Source organism: Thalassotalea sp. PP2-459 (genome assembly GCF_001913705.1).
Taxonomy (GTDB): Bacteria; Pseudomonadota; Gammaproteobacteria; order Enterobacterales; family Alteromonadaceae; genus Thalassotalea_C; species Thalassotalea_C hakodatensis.
In genome coordinates this window covers 1-18,067 of sequence record NZ_MKQD01000081.1, presented here as the reverse complement: position 1 = coordinate 18,067, position 18,067 = coordinate 1, and the positions used below count along the sequence as shown (strand labels likewise).

The following is an 18,067-nucleotide window of genomic DNA, read 5'->3' as shown; positions in this document are numbered from 1 at the left end:
TAACGCCCCTTTTCATCAAGCTAACAAAAATAGAAATATTTAATTTGAATAAACTTCAAGTTCATCTATTTCAATAAAAGCGTCGCCTTGATTAGAATTCACCTGAATTCTAAATATTTTAGCTTCGACCTTTGTCGGCAAATTTGCTCTTTGGTCAATCGACTTGCCTAAATTGTATTGGCCTTGTTCTTCAAATTGATCGCCCTCAAGCGAGGTTAAGATTGTTACATGTCGTGGCCCACGACCAAGCTCTGTTGCTTTTGTATTAACCATCACTCTAAAACCGGATATGGTGACAGGTTCTTCATACTCAACTTGCAGCCAATATGTAGTTTCTTTATTTTCGGTATCTTTTTTGACTAACCAAATTCCCCGATTAATCAGGCTACCTTCACCGTCAACAATTTGCTCATTAAAAATATGACCATCAAATGCTGCAGCTGGTACGTCTGCGCCGTAATTATCACTTGCATGGTAGCTCGACTCAGTCAATCCGTTAGTGTAAATTTGTGCAATATTACCGTATTGTCCAGTACGCTCTAGCGAATCCCCCACTTGGCCATCATCAACTATTCCGTCACCTTTTAATAGCGCAATATATTCAATCGCGCATTCACTATCTTCATTTTCTGCGTAGCCAATTCGTATCGTTTCTTGTGTTCTACGCACTAAGTTCAAAACATCAAACCAATCATTTGAATAATCATAACCACGTTCAAAAGTAAATAACCACGGCTGATCTGACTCTTGCTTCCAACAAGTAATTGATTGTTCATCAGATTCTTCTACACCCACCTTAATCAGTTGCGACTTACCGATTAAAATATCAGTTACCTTGCCTTTGTACTCCACAACATCCGCTTGTGTGAATAGTGGTAAACAAAAGAGTGATAGCAGTGCGATCTTTTTCATACATTAATCCCTAATAAAAGTTGTCATACTGCTATTCAAGATTAATGCCAATGTAACTGACAAGTTTTTGACTTTACTGGTTAAAGTTGAGCTCAAACAATTCGAACACTACGTGCTCCTCACATTTTAAATACAATAAATAAGGAGCAATAATTTGGAGTAATCATTAAATCGTAAAATAGTCGAGCTGCGATAATACATGACTGCTAGCATTTTTCATTTCGTTACTTTTCTCATTTGAGGTATTCACGAATACTGCATTTTGATCAACTAATGCTTTTATATCATGCATATTTTTACTTATTTCAACAACAACTGTACTTTGTTCTTCAGCTGAGGTTGCAATTTCATGCGCCTGGCTATTCACATCATTTACTTTATGGCGAATATCTTCCATTAACTCGTTACTATGAGATACGCGTTCATTGAGTGAGTGCGCTAAATCACTACTTTGATTCATTTGTACCTGTGCTTGATCGCCGGCAGTCGTTAAACTACCGAGTAAGGTTTCGATCTCGTTTACTGAAGTTTGCGAACGCTGAGCTAAGCCTCTTACTTCATCTGCTACAACTGCAAACCCGCGGCCTTGTTCTCCCGCTCTTGCAGCTTCTATCGCAGCATTTAACGCCAGTAAGTTTGTTTGTTCAGAGATCGCTTTAATGACATCAAGGATTTTTTCAATATTAACGGTTTCTGACTTTAAATTATCAACCGTATTACCCGTTTCTTTCAAAGCATTTACCAGTATTTCGATCTCCTTAACAGATTCTTGTGAGGCAGATAAACTGACACCCGCCAAGTCATTAATTTCACCGGCTGCTGCAGCTGTTTGCGTAATATTTTGCGCAATGTTCTGACTGGTTTGCGCCATTTCTTCTATCGCAGTAACCACGAGATCAATGTTATCAGTAATAGCATGTGCGCCATCTTGCAACTGATTATTATAACTCAGCACTTCATCACTATTACTCGCCACAATATCGCCAGAAGATTTAATATCTGCCATTGTGTTACGCAATCTCTCTACCGTTGTATTTATCGACGTTGATAACTCTGACATTTCATCACGCGTTGATACTGCGCAAGAAACATTCAGTAAACCTTTCGACAGCTTAAACGCAACGTCTTTAACTTGGGTGACGGCATTACTAATACCACGTGCAATCAGTTGACTTAGTATGATAGATACAACAAGGGAAAGTAGTAAACCAATATAGAAAACATAGGAAGCAATGGAAATGGCTTGTTCAATCTCTTGCTTAGTGTCTAATGCTGAACGATCTACATGCTGTTTAAAATCATCGAAAAAATCCACTAAGACATAATAACTATCAACAAACGATTTAAATATTGGATATGGTGCTTTATTATCAGGTGCACTTTCCATCGCTTTTACAAAGTCATCTGCTTTTGTCTGATAATCCTCAATTAAACTTTTTAGCTGGGTTATTTTACTTTTATCACCTTGATATGACGCGACAATTTTATTCACTAAATTCGGGGTTTGTTGATGATTTTCAGCAATTGTTGATAAGTACCCTTCGGTTTGTTCTTCTAACGTTAGTAAGTAACTTATCTGTAGACCTCTTATATTTAACATAGTATCAACTTGGACTTCTTTGATACGTTCAAACTGCATGGATGTGGTAAAGTTATTTTGATAAAACTGATTAAATTTATCTCCAATTTCATTGCTATAAAATTTAATCACCAACAGCGCTAAGGTAAACACAACGACTATTGCCAATGATAAGGCTTGCAGTTTTCTTAATATTGTCCAGCTCATTGTTATTCTTTAATAATTAGTTAATTCCTTTAAATACTAGTACAAATTTATAAAAAACAAAGCTATATGTTCACAACAAGCAACGAAAGAAACCTCGCGTTAACAGAACCATGGAATAAGGTGCATTAAAAGGCTTTGAAGTATGCCAGCAAATATTAATCACGAAATGGGTTGATAAGTGAATGATGTCATTCCTATAATTGCTGTATTCAAAACAGTACTTATCATCAATCTACATGAATGTGATAACCAGTTTCCAATAATGTCTAAGGTAATATTCTTTCTATGGTTAGTCAGCAACAACCCACTATTTTGTGGCACGATTACGAAACATGGGGCATCAACCCTAAATATGACAAACCATCACAATTTGCAGGTATTCGAACAGATCTTGATTTGAACATTATTGGTGAGCCTGAAATGTTCTATTGTCAGCCGCCTAGTGATTACCTCCCGCACCCTGAAGCAGCATTAGTAACAGGCATTACCCCTCAAAAAGCATTACGAGATGGCATGTCAGAAGCCGATTTTGCTCATCGCATTCATCAGCTTTTTTCTCAAGCGAATACTTGTGTAGCAGGCTATAACAACATTCGCTTTGATGATGAAGTAACGCGTTATTTGTTTTATCGAAACTTTTATGACCCCTACGCGCGTGAATGGCAAAATGGTAATAGCCGCTGGGATATTATCGATATGGTTAGGGCTTGTTACGCTTTAAGACCAGAAGGTATTGAGTGGCCAAAGGTTGTAGATGAACTAACAGGTGAAGAGCGCGTTAGCTTTCGGCTGGAATTGCTGACTCAAGCGAATGGCATAAACCATGAAGCCGCGCATGATGCAATGAGTGATGTTTATGCAACGATTGCTATGGCAAAGCTCATTAAAGAAAAACAACCCAAACTTTACGAGTTTTTATTTGATTTACGTAGTAAAAAGCACGTGAGTGAATTATTAGATGTTTACAACATGACCCCTGTTGTTCATACATCGAGTAAAATTTCATCTATCCATGGCTGCACTAGTTGGTTTGCCCCGGTTGCGTATCATCCACAAAATAAAAACGCCGTAATCGCCATTGATTTAGCACAAGATCCCACTCCCTTGTTTGAATTGAGTAGCGAGGAAATCAAAGCACGATTATATACAAGACATGATGAGTTGGCGGAAGACGAGTTACCCATTCCCGTTAAACTTATTCATGTTAATAAATGCCCTGTTGTTGCGCCTGCTAAAACGTTATTACCCGAAAATGCAGAACGATTAGCGATCCCGCGCGAGACTTGTTTAGAGAACCTAGCAAAACTAAAAATGCACGTTGAAATACGGGACAAGTTAAGTGATGTATTTGCACCAGAATCTTTTGATGATGACGAACAGCCTGATGCTGAAGAAGCATTATATGGCGGTGCTTTTTTCAGCTCAAGCGATAAAGCGCAAATGGACATATTGCACCAATTGCCAATAGAACAATTAGCAACACACCCGTTTCAGTTTCAAGATGAGCGTTTATCAACCTTGTTATTCAGGTTTAGAGCTAGAAACTATCCTCAAACGCTTAATAACGAAGAACAATTAAAATGGCAGAGCTATTGCCAAAGTAAATTGCAATATGGTGGTAAAGGTATCCTTTCTGCTGATGAATTTATGCTAAAAATTGAAAATCTTGTGCATGAACATGAGAGTGATCAGAGCAAAGTGGCAGTGTTAAAAGCCTTGTATGAGTATTTACAAGGAAGTGTTTAGTTAAATCAATTCAAAAAAAGGCGTCACTTAGAGTAAGTGACGCCTTTTTAAAGCTAAACATATCGTAACGAATTATTGGCAATGCCTTGGTACATTGACACTCAAATTACTGATGCTTTGTTCTAAATCTTCAATTTCAGCACAATCTATATTTTCATTTCCATAGAGGTTTAAGTAATTTAACTTCAACAAATTACTTAGTAGCGTTACATCATTTATATCATTATATGATAAATATAGTTCTGTTAGTTCACCTAACGACTGTAACTTACTGATATTTAAAACCTTATTGTTTTTTAGGTTTAAGTAAACCAATGACGGCATATTATCAATGTAAGTTATTTCATCAATAATGTTAGACTCTAGAGTTAGGTACTTAAGTGCTGGTAAGGTATTTTCAATATTAACAGAAGCAATTCGATTGCCACGCAAATTTAAATTAGAGAGTTTAGGGAGCTCTGAAAAGTCAGGTATAAAAGTTAATTGCCCATATATAACCTCAAGCGTAGTTAGATTTTTCAGTTCATTTAAAGGTGCGTAGTCAATATCATCCCCCAGATAATACAAGCTTAATTGACTAATATTATTCATCTGCTCTATACCATTAAGTGACTTAATACCACTCGAATAGCAGCTAATAGACGTAATATCAGCGATATCATTACCTCTGTTTCGTATGCATGCTGCAAGTGTTTCATCATCAAACAGTTCAAAGTTTATTGGACGTTCAACACAATTAGAAGAATATTTTAAAGTAGATTCAGGTCTCGCTTGCAAATAGCTATTAATGTCTTCACACAATAATGAAGAATTATTCGTTAAATCAATAGTCGTTAGTTTTATTAAATCAGTTAATGTACTAATATCAACTAACTGACTCATGCTTGTCATTTTAAGCGACTGTAATGAAGAAAGGTTAGCTAGCATATCTAATGAAGTTACATGATTATTAGCGTAAACTTCCAATTGTTTTAGGTTGACTAACGATGATAGAAAATCCATCGATTCAACGTTGTTAATATTCATCACTGTTAACATCTCTAATTTTGTCAAAGCACTAACAGGTGTCATATCATTTAAAGAATACATTCTGGTTAATGAAAGTGATTCCACATTAACAGCCCCCTCAAGGCCATCTAAAGAGGTTAAGCTCGTTAGGTCCTCTAACACAACTGATTTCAACGACAGTAGATTTGTCATATCAAACAATGTCGTTATATTAGCCGAGCTAATAGAAAGTTCTTCAAGCGCAGTTAAATTAACTAGCTCTTCAAGATTTTCATAGCTATTTTGAGCAAGTATTAATGCTGAAAGCTTTGTTAAGCTAGCAAGAGGAGAAACATCAATTGCAGCGTTATAATAAAGTCGCCCAATGTTTAGGTATTCAAGGTTGGTAAGGTTTTCTAGTGAGCTTATATCATCTAAATTACGGTTATTTGAAATATCCAAATAAGTCAGTTGAGTTGCAGTAGACAGTCCACTAATGTCAGATAAACGACTATTTTCTTGGATATTTAGTTTTTCTAAATTGGGTAATGATTCAACGAAAGAAACACTGGTCAAGTCTGCACGCTGCAATGAAAGTTCTTTTAATTTAGTGAGTTGCTTTAAACTATCTAAATTACTAATAGCGCTAACATTATTCATATTTAGCGCTTCTAGGTCTATCAATCCTTGAAGTTCGCTCAAGTCTATTTCTGCGTAATTATCAGAAATATCGAGCGATACTAATGAGGTCATATCACTGATAGGTGTGAAGTCAGTTGTGCCAATGCCATTTAACTTAAGATGTGTTATCGAATCTTTTAAAGCTAAGGCGCTTAAATCGGTAACATAATTATTATGACTAATGTCTAAATGCGTAAGACTTTCTAGCTTTGCTAAAAAGCTCAATGCGTTAAAACGAGAACCAACATTTGATAACTTCAAATCAGTTAAGTTCACCAAGTTTTCTATCCCTTGTGGGTTTACAAGGTAAACATTACTTAAATCAAGCACAGTTAATTGTGTTAACTCAGAAAAGCTATTAGCATCTAAAGAATAATGGTATGTGCCGCTACTAAACAAAAAGGTTTGTAACTTTGCTAAACGTTCAAACGCTAAATTATTTGAGTAAACACTATTATTGCTCAAATCTAAATATATAAGGTTAGCTAAACCAAATACCGTATCTATGTTTTGAATACCATTATCCGATAAATCTAAATATGTCAGCAGCTCTAATTCTGGTAGCGTTGATATATCATTAAGCTTAGCGTTGGAGATAGATACTTTGGTAAGGTTGGGGAATAACGCTAAATCAGCTAACGACGTAAATTCAATGCCATCACAGTGAATTTCAGCAAGCCCAAGATCATTTTCCGCTGAACTTGGTAAACACTGTTTAAAGCCATTATCTTCAAAAACTGCATTATCAATTGCGTCATAAGCACTGATGCTAATATCGACAGATTTACTCACAGATGCGCCGTTATTATCTGTTGCTTGCAACGTAAACGATAGTGTTTCATCTGCTGACACCGAGGGAGCAATAAAAGACAATTCCTTTTGATCGTCAACTAGTGAAGAAACCGTGGTACCCGCTGTTTGTTGCCACACATAACTTGTAATAGTACCATCACTGTCTGAAGCATTCCCTGTAATAATAATGGCGTCACGTTCGTAAGCCGTAACTTCACCAAAATCCGAAATCACGGGAGATTGATTAGCTTGTTGATTCGGGATGTTTGCTGAGGCAGAGCTAGAGCCTCCACCACCACAACCTATAGATAAGAGTGTTAACATCGATAATAACACTACATTTTTATTTTTAATCACAGTCAAGTACCATCCTTTAGATAAAATTTGGACGGCCACAACCAGTTAGCAGTCCATTGCTATTTGTACAATTGTTACATAAATGTTAACTACGAGACAAGAAGATATTATCTTTAATGTTACAATAACTTTCCAATCTATAGCTGTAGATAATAAAAAAGGCACTTTACGTGCCTCTTCGTTTTACGATGCTTTTCTTCTTACATTATCAAACCAAGTGTAGCTTAACCCAAAAGAACGATTGTCGAAGGTTCAGGAACACGAGCAAGGTACTCATCCACACATATGATCTATAATTCGCAATCTTCCTAAAATATATAGCTCTATTAAAGTATAAGTTAATTAATGCTATCCCAAACCTGCTGTTCTACTTGTTTAATATGACGTTCCATCATAATCTGCCACTTGCCATTTTGTTTCACCAATAACGCTTCAAAATGAGCGATAAACGGTGATTTTTTACCTTGGCTACCTATACTGTAATAATAGAAATAACCGGTTTGATGTGCCGTTGTGTTACTCAATAACGATGATGTAAACTTAAACGTTACCCCTGCTTTCATATTACCTGCTTTGGTGTCATCAAAGCCTTGTTTCCAGCGTGTTAGCGCATTAGCAATCGGGTAGCTTGTTTTTGCAATATCCGATACTAAAATAGCGTCTGAATGAAAAGTTGCTGAATAACCGTCAAAATCACCTGTTGCAACCGTTTTTTCTGCTTCTTGCCAAAAGGCAGCTAACTCTTTTTCTACCTCAGTATTTGCTTGAGCCTGAAAGTGAGTAAAGACACTGATCAACAGTAATAATGTTATATAATGTATTGTTGGCATGCGGTAATCCTTTTATTTATTATTGTATGTTGTTTATAAACTATTACTCAGGTTTTTTATAGCGAGCAATTAAGCTTGAAGTATCCCAACGATTGCCGCCTAATGCCTGTACCTCTTCATAATAATTATCAAGTTGTTTGGTGATAGTAAGATCTACACCGAGCTTTTCAGCTTCATCAAACGCCATACCAAGATCTTTGCGTACCCAGTCAACAGCAAAACCAAAATCAAATTCACGGTCACACATGGTTTTACCACGATTATCCATTTGCCAAGAGCCAGCTGCACCTTTAGAAATTGTTGCCAATAATTTATCGGTATCAAGCCCTGCGTGTTGGGCAAAGTTTAGACCTTCTGCTAACCCCTGTACGGCATTGACAAAGCAAATTTGATTCACCATTTTCGCGAGTTGCCCTGAACCGATGTCGCCCATTAGCTGGCTAAATCGTGCGTATGCGTCCATCACGGGTTGTACTTTGTCAAAAGTTACTTGCTCGCCTCCACACATAATGGTTAGTACACCATTTTCAGCACCTGCTTGACCACCTGAAACCGGGGCATCAATAAAGCCAATACCATATTCATTTGCAACATCATGCATTTCTTTAGCAAGAGACGCAGAGGCGGTAGTATGATCAACAACCGTACTTCTTTTAGTTAAGCCTGAGAAAACACCATTTTCGCCCGTTAATACTTGCCTAACGTCATCGTCGTTACCTACACAAACAAACACTATTTCGCAGCCTTGCGCCGCTTGTTTTGGCGTATCGGCATATTGTCCATTAAACGCTTCACTCCAGCTAACTGCTTTTGCTGTCGTGCGATTATAAACCGTAACCTCATGCCCTGCTTTGACTAAATGCCCTGCCATTGGGTAACCCATTACGCCCAATCCGATAAATGCAACTTTCATAATGATCTCTATACAACATACTGAAAACATAGTTTATAACATGATTCAGCACATCAGATAGTTGTTAAATTAACTTTTATCTATTATCGTTACCAAGACATCCGACCACAGGAACCAAAGATGAGCAACAACTTCTACCAATACCAAGTTGTCACCAATAGAAAACAAGCGTTTGAGTTAAACAGTTTAAAGAATAAAGTTGTACTGATTATCAACACAGCAAGTGCATGTGGCTTTACACCTCAATATGCTGGATTAGAAGAACTTTATCAAAAGTATAAGGATAAGGGATTCGAAATCCTAGCCTTTCCGTGTAACCAGTTTGGTAAACAAGAAAAAGGTGATAATGAAGCCATTCAACAATTTTGTGATCTAAATTTTAAGATAAACTTTCCGTTAATGGATAAAGTGGAAGTAAACGGTGACAATGCAGCACCATTATTTACCTTTCTAAAAAAAGAAGCGCCAGGTATTCTCGGCTCTAAATCAATTAAATGGAACTTTACCAAGTTTCTTGTCGACGGTAACGGAAACGTTGTTAAGCGCTACTCCCCTACAACCAAACCAGAAGAACTTAGTCATGATATTGAACGTTTATTAGCCGTATAGTACTCCATAGATAGTCACAAAAAAGCCACCTAAATTTTAAGGTGGCAAAAAGCGTTTGAATATGAATTAAAAATTAACGCTTTGCATCTAGTGCCTGTTGAATGTTATCTAAGTCATCAACGGTAAACTCGCCTTTTTCAAGCAACTTCATGATAAGATCAGGTCCAACGTGACCAGCTTTTTTAATCTGAATGACCTTATGTTCTCCATCATGCTTAATTTCCTTGACGATTTTCTTAGCGATATTGCTACCAGAACTCTCTTCTTCGATTTCGAAAACAAAAACTTGTTCTGCGTTACCATCTGTCCAAGTAGAGATTGATTCTGAATTAGAATGTATTTTTATCATATCTGCATCGACATGAATGTTACCTAATTGTTCTGCTACCTTGTCGCGCAAATCTTCTGGCAAAACACTTAACGCACCTTTCAATGCAGTTAGATCATTAAGTGTCGCTTCTGATAACACTAAATCAGCAACCTCACCATTTGATTTTACGAAAACTTGAACGTCTTTATCACCATCAGCGATAACTTCAATTTGATGTTCTTTACTATCCGATGTAGACATGGCTATTGCAGACATGCTACTCAGAGCCCCTAATACAGAAAACGCAATGGCTAATGTCGTTTTATTTATAGTTTTCATGTTAATTTTCCTTTCAATATTAAATGCGATAATCGTTTACGAAAGGATAATAGCGAATACTATGCCAATGAATAATTTTCTTTATTTTACATGGAATTAATGAAAATAAGTTACTAATTAATCATTGAAAATTTCCTGATATCGGGAACCGTTATTCCTGATATCAGTCAACCCAGCAGGTAAGCAAGGCCAAATAAAAAGCATACTTTATTAATACGTTGTTTTTATTATAATAATTTTTACGACTATCTTGGCATTATACTTGTTACTGTTACAACATAGTGGAATTTACATTTTTAATACGTTGGTATCTTATGTCATTGCGTGGCTATCTATTTTTACTTATTGGTGGGTTGATCACATTATTAACCTTGATTCAATTAGTGTTGGTGTATTGGATCGAAAAGAATATCGCGAAAGAAGTTGACTTAAAAGCACGCCAATACTCCGAACAAGTCATAGAGCTCGCGGTAGAGCAAATTAATGACCAACCAACAAACTTTATTGTTGAAACGCCCAAAGACAGCACTCATACATGGCAAGTTGAACAAAAAGTAATAACTACCGACGCTGAAAATACTAATGTAAAAGTGTATCGTTTTGAAGATAAAAAAGTTATCGATATAACAACGGAGCCTACTTCTAAGCCAAAAAGCCCAAATAATTCAAAGAAAACTCATCAAGAAAACGAGACGCAAGTACACATCAACAAAAAAATCCTCAAGAAAGAGTTCAAAACAATCATTGATAATATTCATCAACAGAATATCGACAGGCAAAGTAAGTCTCCCGATAACTTAAAAACGTTTATTGTAAAGTCGCCTAATGTTCATCAACAAACGTGGGTGTCTACAAGTCGAATTAGTGACAGCAGTAAAGCATTATTTGAAAAAATTCAACTTATGTTAATTGTTGTTGCCATAATTGGCCTATTATTCGCGTTTTGGTTAAGCTCGCAATTTAATAAGCCATTAAGGTTACTGACCAAAGGGTTTAAGCACTTATCACAAGGTGACTATAAACATCATGTTCCACAAGTAGGTATTAAGGAAATACGCACCACCATTGCTCATTTTAATGAACTTGTGCAACGTTTAGAACAACTTTCAAAAGCAGAACAACAGAACAAAGAACTTACTCACCTCGCTGAACTTGGAGAAGTGAGTCGAGGTTTAGCACATGCGTTACGTAACCCAATACACACAATTGGCTTATCGATTGAGCAACTTGAAGATGATTCGCTTGATGTTGATCATAAACATAAACTACTCGCCACAATTCAACACAAGATACAGCATCTAGACAAAAGCATTAAGGCACTGCTAACGCTCACTGCCAATGGCATTTCACGTGATGAAAATGTGCCAGTATTAGCCGTCATACAAGATATTATTCTGGAATATAAATCGACCATACAAAAAACAATTGATTTTACCTTGAATGTGCAAGAAAACCTTACCATTAAAGGCGCTGAGTCGGAAATTAGAAGTATCTTACATACGTTGATAAATAACGCATGTGAAGCATCCAAGAGTGGTGATAACGTCACAATAGACGCTCAGAATGGTGAGCAAGGTATCGAAATTACCGTTAAAGATTGTGGTGTAGGCTTAACTTCGCATATCAAACAGCAATTATTTCAACCGCATATCTCAACAAAACCAGAAGGTGCAGGTATGGGGTTATATATTGCCAATCGCTTAATAACATTACACTATCAAGGTAATCTTACGTTAACTAACAATCAAAAAATAGGTTGTACTGCATGCGCAGTCTTTGGAGTTTAAGCATGAATGAATTACCTTTTCAATTTCATATTTTAGTAGTCGAAGATGAGCCCGACCAGCGACAGCTTATCTGCGATATTTTGGTCGCCAGTAACTTTAAAGTCACAAGCGCCGACTGTGTAGAATCGGCAATTTTACTCACTAAAAAACAGCCATTTGATGTTATTTTTTCTGACTGGAAATTAGGTGAATTAACAGGCATTGATTTGCTCAATTATATAAGACATCAAGAAAACGACGTAGGGTTCGTGATAGCCACCGCTTACGGCACAATAAATCATGCTGTAGAAGCACTGCAAAAAGGAGCTGATGACTACCTTCCTAAACCTTTTAAACGACAAGAACTTTTGTTGACCATTGACAAAGCATTAAAAGCCAAACTTTTGCGTGGTGAAAACAAGTCATTAAATGCACAACTCAGTGAACAAAAACAACTAGTCGGTTTAGTGGGAAAAACCCTCGCAATGCAAGCTGTTTATCAACGAATAGAGAAAATTTCTGGCACTAATGCCACGGTATTGATTTTAGGAGAAAGTGGTACCGGTAAAGAGCTTGCTGCAAGAGCATTACATGACAAAAGTTCGCGTAAAAACGAAAAGTTTGTCGCCATTAATTGCGGAGCCATTGCAGAGTCTATAGCAGAAGCTGAGTTATTTGGCGCAGAAAAAGGTGCATACACAGGCGCAAACACCACAAAAATAGGTCGCTTTGAAGCAGCTAATAACGGCACAATTTTTCTCGACGAAATTGGTGAACTATCACCAAATTTGCAAGCTCACCTACTTCGTTTTCTACAAGAAGGAACCATAACTAAGCTCGGGAGTAACGACGAGATAAATCTTAATGTTAGGGTTATTGCCGCAACACACCGCAACTTAGAGCATGAGGTAAAAATAGGTAACTTTAGAGAAGATCTGTTTTATCGGTTAAATGTCGTGCCAATTAACATGCCGCCATTACGCGAGCGACAACAAGATATTCCATTATTAGCAGATCATTTTATCCAAGTACATGCCAAACAACACCATTGCCAAGCAACAGCCTTAACTGATGCAATGTACCGTAAACTTTTAGAATATCACTGGCCAGGAAATGTTAGAGAGCTATCAAACCGCATTGAACGATTTGTCTTGCTCAATGATGATACCGAGTTAACAGGTTCAAGCGACATCAAAAGCAATTTAGCAAGCGATATACCCACTTTTTCATTGCCGCCTGATGGGTTTAACTGGGAACAATTTGAATGTCATTGCTTAGCTGAAACGTTAAAAATGCATCAAGGAAATCGAACCAAAGCAGCTAAATACCTGCAAATGTCATATAAAGCGTTTTTGTATCGTCTCGAAAAGTACCAAATAACAAGCGATTAGATTGTTATTATAGTAGAGCATCTATAATGCGTTTTTTTTTAATAACAAACTTGTATAAAAAACAACCAATAGTTGGCTAAACTTAATAGAATGGTTCACCAGACCGTGTAGAGTTTATAAGCAAGGAAAACGTACACCTTGTTTTTTCATGAGGTAAAGTTTATGAGCGCATTATGGAGAAGTCATGCCTGTCGATTAGCAACGTTAATTGCAGATAATAATGAAACGCAAGCACATTTATATTTAGAGCAGTTAATGCTTTTTCCGGTTGATATCCAAGATAAAATCATCGAAGACATTAGTCACCTCAGCAATTGTAATAGTGAAGCAATTTCCAATGTCATTTCAAACTATACGATGTTTGAACTCAAGTAAAAGTAATACGCCAGCAACCACTTAAACAGCTTGTTTATTATACTTTTAACTGTTGTTGGCGTAGCTTAGCAATTTCATCGCGCACACTTGCTGCTTGTTCAAATTCTAAATTTTGTGCGTGATCAATCATTTGTTTTTCAAGTTGTTTCACTTTGTCATCAATCTCGCTAACTGACATAACATGGTATTGTGCGTCTGATTCAGCAGCTTTAGCTTTTTGGTTAATAATTGCTTGTTCTGGTCTATCACCAACATCCATTACATCGGTAATTCTGCGTTTTACCCCTTGCGGAGTTATACCGTGTTCAACATTGTAAGCTTGTTGCTTCTCTCTTCGTCTATCGGTTTCATCAATGGCTCTTCGCATAGAGCCAGTAATGCGATCTGCATATAATATTGCTCGACCGTTCACGTTACGCGCTGCCCGACCTATTGTTTGAATAAGCGATCGCTCTGAGCGTAAAAAGCCTTCTTTATCAGCATCTAAAATCGCAACTAGTGATACCTCTGGCATGTCTAACCCTTCCCTAAGCAAGTTAATACCAACTAATACATCAAAGTGGCCAAGGCGAAAATCACGAATAATTTCAACACGTTCTACGGTATCAATATCTGAATGTAAATAACGTGTTTTAACCCCGTGTTCATCTAAATATTCAGTTAAATCTTCTGCCATACGTTTGGTTAACGTGGTTGCTAATACCCGCTCGCCTATTTCAACACGAATACGGATTTCTGATAGTAGGTCATCTACTTGTGTTTCTACAGGTCGAACTTCAATTTGAGGATCTAACAAGCCTGTAGGTCTAACGACTTGTTCTGCTACTTCACCAGAAGATTTCTCCAGCTCATAATTGCTCGGCGTCGCTGAAACATAAATCGTTTGTGGTGCTAGACTTTCAAACTCGTCAAATTTCATCGGTCGATTATCAAGCGCTGATGGTAAACGAAAACCATATTCAACAAGGTTTTCTTTTCTTGAACGATCACCTTTATACATCGCGCCAATTTGCGGTACGGTAACGTGTGACTCATCAATAATTAGTAGACCATCATCAGGCAAATAATCGAACAGCGTTGGAGGCGCTTCGCCTGGCGAGCGTCCAGACAAGTAACGAGAGTAATTTTCTATGCCAGAGCAATAACCAAGCTCTGTCATCATTTCGATGTCAAATTGTGTTCGTTGAACAATTCTCTGCTCTTCAATTAACTTATTATTGTCTTTAAGCTGTTTCGCGCGTTCGCCTAATTCTATTTTAATATTTTCAACAGCAGCTAGAATTTTTTCTCTTGGTGTCGCGTAATGTGTTTTCGGGTAAACCGTTACACGTGCTAGCGTGCGTTCAACTTGACCCGTTAATGGATCAAACTGACTAATTCGCTCTATTTCTTCATCAAATAATTCAACACGCAAGGCTAATCGATCTGATTCAGCAGGAAAAATATCAATCACATCACCGCGTACGCGATAGGTTGCACGCTGAAAGGCGACGTCATTACGCGTATATTGTAATTCAGCGAGTCGACGTAAAATATCACGCTGATTAATAATATCGCCCTGACGTAAATGTAACATCATCGTCAGGTATGAATCAGGATCACCTAACCCGTAAATCGCCGAGACTGAAGCAACGATTATAACATCTCGTCGCTCTAATAAAGCCTTTGTTGCCGACAAACGCATTTGCTCAATGTGATCATTAATTGAAGCATCTTTTTCAATGAAAGTATCGGTCGTTGGTACATAGGCTTCAGGTTGATAATAATCGTAATAAGACACAAAGTATTCAACAGCATTATTAGGAAAGAACTCTTTCATTTCACCGTAAAGCTGTGCTGCTAACGTTTTATTAGGTGCTAACATCATGGTTGGACGATTGACCGTTTGTATCACGTTTGCAACGGTAAATGTTTTACCTGAACCTGTTACCCCTAATAAAGTTTGGTGTGCCAAGCCATCTTCAAGGCCTTCAACTAACTTGGCGATCGCAGTAGGTTGATCACCATTTGGCGTATATTCGGAATTAATGTGCAATGACTTCATGATGAAACAGCCTTTGGTGCTAAAGAAGTGTCGTCGAATTGTTTAGAAAAGGCTTTATAAGAAATTGCTGCCATTATCACGTTTCCAAGTAATCCCCCAATAAAAAAACCTTCAATGCCGTACCATAAACTGCCTAAATAAGATAATGGCACATAGCAAACAAACAATCGTAATATGCTCAAAAATAACGCGACCATGGGCTTATGTAAGGCATTAAATGAGGAGTTCGTTAGAATAACAATCCCTTGAAATCCATATCCAAGTGGTAACACCCAAATAAACAATTTGATAATCTTAGCAACGTGTTCTTCATCGGTAAAAGTGGTCGCAATAAGTGGTGCTGACAACACTAAAGTAACATAAATAACTATTTGCCAAATCATGACAAATTTTATCGACGTTTTATATCCTTGCTGTACACGATGCATGTGCCCAGCACCGAAATTTTGGCTAATAAACGGTGGTAATGTCATAGATAATGCTAAGATCACTAAACAGGCAATTGACTCAATGCGTGTTCCTACACCGAATGCCGCGACTACAGGCTCTCCGTAGGTTGCAGCAATTGCCGTTAAAATAGCAGCGGCAATTGGCGTTAACATATTCGCCCCTGCTGCTGGCAAGCCAATATGTAAAATAGTTTTAGACGCTTTAAAAAAAGTACTGAATAAATCAAGCGTCGTGTGTATTAACTTGCGTTGATAACCAACAATATACAAGACATATGCAAGCCCAAATACCCATGAAATTAACGTTGCTAAAGCAGCACCTTGTATGCCCATCGCCTCAATAGGCCCAAAGCCAAAAATAAAAATAGGATCTAAAATCGCATTAATAATACCGCCAAGCCCCATAATAATACTGGGCGTTTTGGTATCGCCACTGGCACGTAAAATAGCGTTACCAATCATAGGGCCAATTAAAAACACACTACCTAAAAACCATAAATCCATGTATTGATGAATTTCTGGTAATAGATCTTCATTGGCACCTAATAATGTGAAAATTTCATCAGTAAACACATAGCCCGTATACGAAAGTATACCAACCACTATTGCCGCTAATATCAACGCTGAAGTAGCTGAGCACTTAGCAAAGCTATCATCCCCTGTTCCTAATGATTTAGCGATAACCGCTGATGTACCAATACCAAGCCCAATGGTTAAGCTAATAACGGTAAATGTAATAGGAAAAGTAAAACTTATCGCAGCGAGCGGCTGAGTTCCCAATAAACTAACAAAAAACGTATCAACCAAGTTAAATGTCATCAGCAAAATCATGCCGTAAATCATTGGAATGGTCATTTGTTTTAAGGTTGGCCCAACAGGATCTGCCAAAAGATTTATTTGTCGACTATTTTTTTCCGCTACCATGACTTATTACTTTGTTACCACCACAAAATGTGAGCGTGTATTGTAAAAGATACTAAGAAGAGTCGCTATGTAAATATTAACTTTCATTGTTTTAGTTATATTTAATCAAACTGGATGAACATTTTAAAAATTTAAAAATAAACAGGACTGTGTATAACCCAACTTAACACACACATTTTGACTTAAAACACTGGTTGAACAAAAATAGCACAACAAGGCTAACGAACAACAAGAAAAACATATAACATATTGTTTAATAATGATTATTAACAAAATAACAATTATTTACCACCGACAAAAAACTAAGTATACGTCAATGAAAACGTTTTATTACACTTTCATCCACGTAGTTATCCACAGTTTTGGTGGATAACTTCAATTTAATAAACACTTACAATTGATTGCAGAAAGCTTCACCGATCGTTGATGTCAAATCAGCCAGACTGAGCGGAAAACGAGCAAACGATCCATGAAATCAAATTTTTCTTAATTTTGGGTTGACACACCGACTAGCTGCCATTAATATTCCGCCCCGTTGACGAGATACAATCTCTTAAACATGATTCCCCTGTAGCTCAGCTGGTTAGAGCGGTGGACTGTTAATCCATGTGTCGTCTGTTCAAATCAGACCAGGGGAGCCACTTATTTATATGTAATGGCACTTATTTATAAATGCGGTTACTGGCGAAAGCCAAAAGAATTATTCCCCTGTAGCTCAGCTGGTTAGAGCGGTGGACTGTTAATCCATGTGTCGTCTGTTCAAATCAGACCAGGGGAGCCACACAAAGAAAAGCTGCAATTTATTGCGGCTTTTTTTATGTCTATTTTTAGAGTTTAAGGTTATCAACTACCGCTA

13 protein-coding genes and 2 tRNA genes are annotated in these 18,067 nt (G+C 37.2%); 7 read left to right on the top strand and 8 right to left on the bottom strand.

Annotated elements, in window-relative coordinates:
- Positions 1-39: 39 nt before the first annotated feature.
- Both BI291_RS17095 and BI291_RS17090 read right to left on the bottom strand, forming a co-directional pair.
- Complete coding sequence (locus BI291_RS17095) at positions 40-912, bottom strand: discoidin domain-containing protein (protein ID WP_074500479.1); 873 nt, start codon at positions 910-912, stop codon at positions 40-42.
- 166 nt (positions 913-1,078) lie between these two features.
- Complete coding sequence (locus BI291_RS17090) at positions 1,079-2,698, bottom strand: methyl-accepting chemotaxis protein (RefSeq protein ID WP_074500476.1); 1,620 nt, start codon at positions 2,696-2,698, stop codon at positions 1,079-1,081.
- Positions 2,699-2,983: 285 nt separating this feature from the next.
- On the opposite strand from BI291_RS17090, the gene sbcB reads away from it, so the two are divergent.
- Positions 2,984-4,444 carry an exodeoxyribonuclease I gene (sbcB, locus tag BI291_RS17085; RefSeq protein ID WP_074500474.1) on the top strand — a complete coding sequence of 487 codons (1,461 nt, stop codon included), beginning with the start codon at positions 2,984-2,986 and terminating at the stop codon, positions 4,442-4,444.
- Between the two features lie 72 nt (positions 4,445-4,516).
- Here sbcB and BI291_RS17080 read toward each other — a convergent pair whose 3' ends face one another.
- From BI291_RS17080 to BI291_RS17070, 3 genes are all read right to left on the bottom strand, one after another.
- Positions 4,517-7,261: a leucine-rich repeat domain-containing protein gene (locus BI291_RS17080; RefSeq protein ID WP_254849610.1), complete on the bottom strand. Its 2,745-nt coding sequence runs from the start codon at positions 7,259-7,261 to the stop codon at positions 4,517-4,519.
- A 338-nt stretch (positions 7,262-7,599) separates the two neighbouring features.
- Positions 7,600-8,091, bottom strand: coding sequence for a hypothetical protein (locus tag BI291_RS17075; RefSeq protein ID WP_074500469.1), 492 nt, complete (start codon positions 8,089-8,091; stop codon positions 7,600-7,602).
- Positions 8,092-8,134: 43 nt separating this feature from the next.
- On the bottom strand, positions 8,135-9,010 hold the full coding sequence (locus BI291_RS17070; RefSeq protein WP_074500523.1) for an NAD(P)-dependent oxidoreductase: 876 nt from the start codon (positions 9,008-9,010) through the stop codon (positions 8,135-8,137).
- Positions 9,011-9,124: 114 nt separating this feature from the next.
- Between BI291_RS17070 and BI291_RS17065 the strand changes: the two genes are divergently transcribed.
- Entirely contained in the window at positions 9,125-9,613 is a 489-nt protein-coding gene (locus BI291_RS17065) for a glutathione peroxidase (protein ID WP_074500466.1), read from the top strand.
- Positions 9,614-9,686: 73 nt separating this feature from the next.
- On the opposite strand, the gene BI291_RS17060 is transcribed toward BI291_RS17065, so the two are convergent.
- Entirely contained in the window at positions 9,687-10,262 is a 576-nt protein-coding gene (locus tag BI291_RS17060) for a hypothetical protein (protein ID WP_074500463.1), read from the bottom strand.
- A gap of 314 nt (positions 10,263-10,576) precedes the next feature.
- Here BI291_RS17060 and BI291_RS17055 point away from each other — a divergent pair, with 314 nt between their 5' ends.
- From BI291_RS17055 to BI291_RS17045, 3 genes are all read left to right on the top strand, one after another.
- Entirely contained in the window at positions 10,577-12,049 is a 1,473-nt protein-coding gene (locus tag BI291_RS17055) for a HAMP domain-containing sensor histidine kinase (RefSeq protein WP_074500461.1), read from the top strand.
- Between the two features lie 2 nt (positions 12,050-12,051).
- Entirely contained in the window at positions 12,052-13,419 is a 1,368-nt protein-coding gene (locus BI291_RS17050) for a sigma-54 dependent transcriptional regulator (RefSeq protein WP_074500458.1), read from the top strand.
- A gap of 162 nt (positions 13,420-13,581) precedes the next feature.
- On the top strand, positions 13,582-13,794 hold the full coding sequence (locus tag BI291_RS17045) for a hypothetical protein (protein WP_074500456.1): 213 nt from the start codon (positions 13,582-13,584) through the stop codon (positions 13,792-13,794).
- Between the two features lie 37 nt (positions 13,795-13,831).
- Here BI291_RS17045 and uvrB read toward each other — a convergent pair whose 3' ends face one another.
- Together uvrB and BI291_RS17035 are read right to left on the bottom strand one after the other, a co-directional pair.
- Positions 13,832-15,841: an excinuclease ABC subunit UvrB gene (gene uvrB / locus BI291_RS17040; protein ID WP_368482983.1), complete on the bottom strand. Its 2,010-nt coding sequence runs from the start codon at positions 15,839-15,841 to the stop codon at positions 13,832-13,834.
- Positions 15,835-17,211, bottom strand: a complete 1,377-nt coding sequence (locus BI291_RS17035) for an MATE family efflux transporter (protein ID WP_074500452.1) — start codon at positions 17,209-17,211, stop codon at positions 15,835-15,837. The genes uvrB and BI291_RS17035 overlap by 7 nt, the downstream gene beginning before the upstream one ends.
- A gap of 564 nt (positions 17,212-17,775) precedes the next feature.
- On the opposite strand from BI291_RS17035, the gene BI291_RS17030 reads away from it, so the two are divergent.
- Both BI291_RS17030 and BI291_RS17025 read left to right on the top strand, forming a co-directional pair.
- Positions 17,776-17,852 (top strand) — tRNA-Asn (locus tag BI291_RS17030).
- A 63-nt stretch (positions 17,853-17,915) separates the two neighbouring features.
- Positions 17,916-17,992 (top strand) — tRNA-Asn (locus BI291_RS17025).
- Positions 17,993-18,067 lie beyond the last annotated feature (75 nt).

Excerpts from the sequence above, each read along its gene's own strand:
- BI291_RS17095 (WP_074500479.1), bottom strand. The coding sequence starts at position 912 with ATGAAAAAGATCGCACTGCTATCACTCTTTTGTTTACCACTATTCACA.
- BI291_RS17035 (WP_074500452.1), bottom strand. The coding sequence starts at position 17,211 with ATGGTAGCGGAAAAAAATAGTCGACAAATAAATCTTTTGGCAGATCCT.
- BI291_RS17090 (WP_074500476.1), bottom strand. The coding sequence starts at position 2,698 with ATGAGCTGGACAATATTAAGAAAACTGCAAGCCTTATCATTGGCAATA.
- BI291_RS17065 (WP_074500466.1), top strand. The coding sequence starts at position 9,125 with ATGAGCAACAACTTCTACCAATACCAAGTTGTCACCAATAGAAAACAA.
- BI291_RS17055 (WP_074500461.1), top strand. The coding sequence starts at position 10,577 with ATGTCATTGCGTGGCTATCTATTTTTACTTATTGGTGGGTTGATCACA.
- BI291_RS17075 (WP_074500469.1), bottom strand. The coding sequence starts at position 8,091 with ATGCCAACAATACATTATATAACATTATTACTGTTGATCAGTGTCTTT.
- sbcB (WP_074500474.1), top strand. The coding sequence starts at position 2,984 with ATGGTTAGTCAGCAACAACCCACTATTTTGTGGCACGATTACGAAACA.
- BI291_RS17060 (WP_074500463.1), bottom strand. The coding sequence starts at position 10,262 with ATGAAAACTATAAATAAAACGACATTAGCCATTGCGTTTTCTGTATTA.
- BI291_RS17050 (WP_074500458.1), top strand. The coding sequence starts at position 12,052 with ATGAATGAATTACCTTTTCAATTTCATATTTTAGTAGTCGAAGATGAG.
- BI291_RS17045 (WP_074500456.1), top strand. The coding sequence starts at position 13,582 with ATGAGCGCATTATGGAGAAGTCATGCCTGTCGATTAGCAACGTTAATT.